This is a genomic window from Phenylobacterium sp., assembly GCF_031425575.1.
Taxonomy (GTDB): domain Bacteria; phylum Pseudomonadota; class Alphaproteobacteria; order Caulobacterales; family Caulobacteraceae; genus Phenylobacterium.
In genome coordinates this window covers 1-1,645 of record NZ_JANPJP010000220.1, presented here as the reverse complement: position 1 = coordinate 1,645, position 1,645 = coordinate 1, and the positions used below count along the sequence as shown (strand labels likewise).

Here is a 1,645-nt window from a genome sequence, read left to right as displayed (position 1 = left end):
ACCGCGCTCCGCGCCCGTGCCGCCCAGGGTCACGTCCTGCATCATGGACACGTCGTCGCCGATCACCGCGGTCTCGCCGATGACGATGCCGGTGCCGTGGTCGATGAACACCCCTGAGCCGATCTGGGTCGCCGGGTGGATGTCCACCTGGAAAATCTCGCTCATCCGGCTCTGCAGATAGAGCGCGATGGTCTCGCGGCCCTGGCCCCACAGCCAGTGCGCCACGCGCTGGGCCTGGAGGGCCTGGAAGCCCTTGAAGAACAGGAACGGCTGGACATAGCCCTTGCAGGCGGGGTCCCGCTCGAACACCGCCTTCAGATCGGCCTCGGCGGTGTCGACGAGCTTAGGATTGGCCTTGTAGGCGGCGTCGGCCAGTTCCCGCAGGCTCATGGCGCGCAGCTCCTGGTCGCCCAGTTTGCGAGCCAGCTGGTAGCTCAACGCTGCGCCCAAGTCGTGGTGGCTCAGCACCACGGCGTTCAGCAGCGAGGCCAGCGCGGGCTCCGACTGGGCGGCCCGTTCGGCTTCGTTGCGCAGTGCGGCCCAGACCGGCGGCGGCGATGCCGGGTCGATGACTTCCAGACGCTGGCTCATCGGTTCCTCCCGTCCCATGACGTTCCCTTATCCTAGCATGGCCGCCGAAAGTTCGCGCGGCAATGCGCCCTCCCTGGCCATGTGGTAGCCCCGCAGCAGCATCGCAACCGTCAGGGCGTCGCGCATATAACCCCCGACCGCAGCGTCCAGCGCTTCCCGAAAAGGTACGCGAGCCCTCAGGATATCTTCAGTGCCGTCACCCTGCGGCTCGGCGTGGACCTGGCTCAGGCCTGTGGCGAGGTATCCGAAGGCGTGTTCGTCGGTGACCGAGTTGGAGAGCTGCATCCGCAAGATCTCCTGCCAATGGGCCGCGGCCATGCCGGTTTCCTCCAGCAGCTCGCGCTTGGCGCTCTCCAGAGGATCGTCGGCCAGCGGGCCGCCGCCCTCAGGGATTTCCCAGCTGTAGTCTGCGAAGGGCAAACGGTGCTGCCCCACCAGAGTGATCGTGCCGTCAGCGTGCACGGGCAGGATGGCCATGGCGAAATTCTTGAAGCTGACCACACCATAGAGAGCGTCCGCGCCGGTTGGCGCGACGGCGTCATACTCAGTCAGGCTGATCCAGGGGTTGTCATAGATCGGCCGCGGCGGCCCCTTGCGCCAGGGCGTCCCGTGGACCACAAGCCAACCTGGTTTTTGCGACATGTTCTCAACTAGCTTGCGAAACCACCGTCATTATAGGAGAACTCCCCTATCGGCTTTCCTAATGAGGCGCGCTTCGAGATGACCCTGTCGCTTCCCGCCGCCCCGCTGTTTGGTCAACCGATTCCGCAGCAGCCCTGCCCCGAAGTCCTGAGCTTCCTCGCGACGAGGCGCTCCGCATCAGCCGTCACGCTCGCCGAGCCTGCGCCCACCGCCAGCGAACTGGACGCCCTTTTGCAGCTCGCCGCTCGCGTGCCCGACCACGGCAAGCTGGCGCCCTGGCGCTTCATCATCCTCGAGCCGGCCGCCAAGGCGGTCTTCGCTGATCGCCTGGAGGCCCTGGCCAATTCCCGCGGCGACGCCCGGGCCGCCGCCAAGCTCGGCAAGCTGACGATTCCGCCCCTCTGCGTGGCGG

The 1,645-nt window shown here is 66.7% G+C and carries 3 protein-coding genes; 1 reads left to right on the top strand and 2 read right to left on the bottom strand.

Annotation, left to right across the window (positions count from 1 at the left end):
- Both RMO97_RS12555 and RMO97_RS12550 read right to left on the bottom strand, forming a co-directional pair.
- Positions 1–591: serine O-acetyltransferase (locus RMO97_RS12555; RefSeq protein WP_310541408.1), on the bottom strand; the 591-nt coding region annotated here is incomplete at its 3' end.
- A 27-nt stretch (positions 592–618) separates the two neighbouring features.
- On the bottom strand, positions 619–1,233 hold the full coding sequence (locus RMO97_RS12550) for an NUDIX hydrolase (protein ID WP_310541407.1): 615 nt from the start codon (positions 1,231–1,233) through the stop codon (positions 619–621).
- A gap of 78 nt (positions 1,234–1,311) precedes the next feature.
- Here RMO97_RS12550 and RMO97_RS12545 point away from each other — a divergent pair.
- On the top strand, positions 1,312–1,645 hold a 334-nt coding region (locus RMO97_RS12545), incomplete at its 3' end, for a nitroreductase family protein (RefSeq protein WP_310541406.1).

What these genes read in the sequence shown, in the direction of transcription:
- RMO97_RS12550 (WP_310541407.1), bottom strand. Translation starts at nt 1,233, where the DNA reads ATGTCGCAAAAACCAGGTTGGCTTGTGGTCCACGGGACGCCCTGGCGC.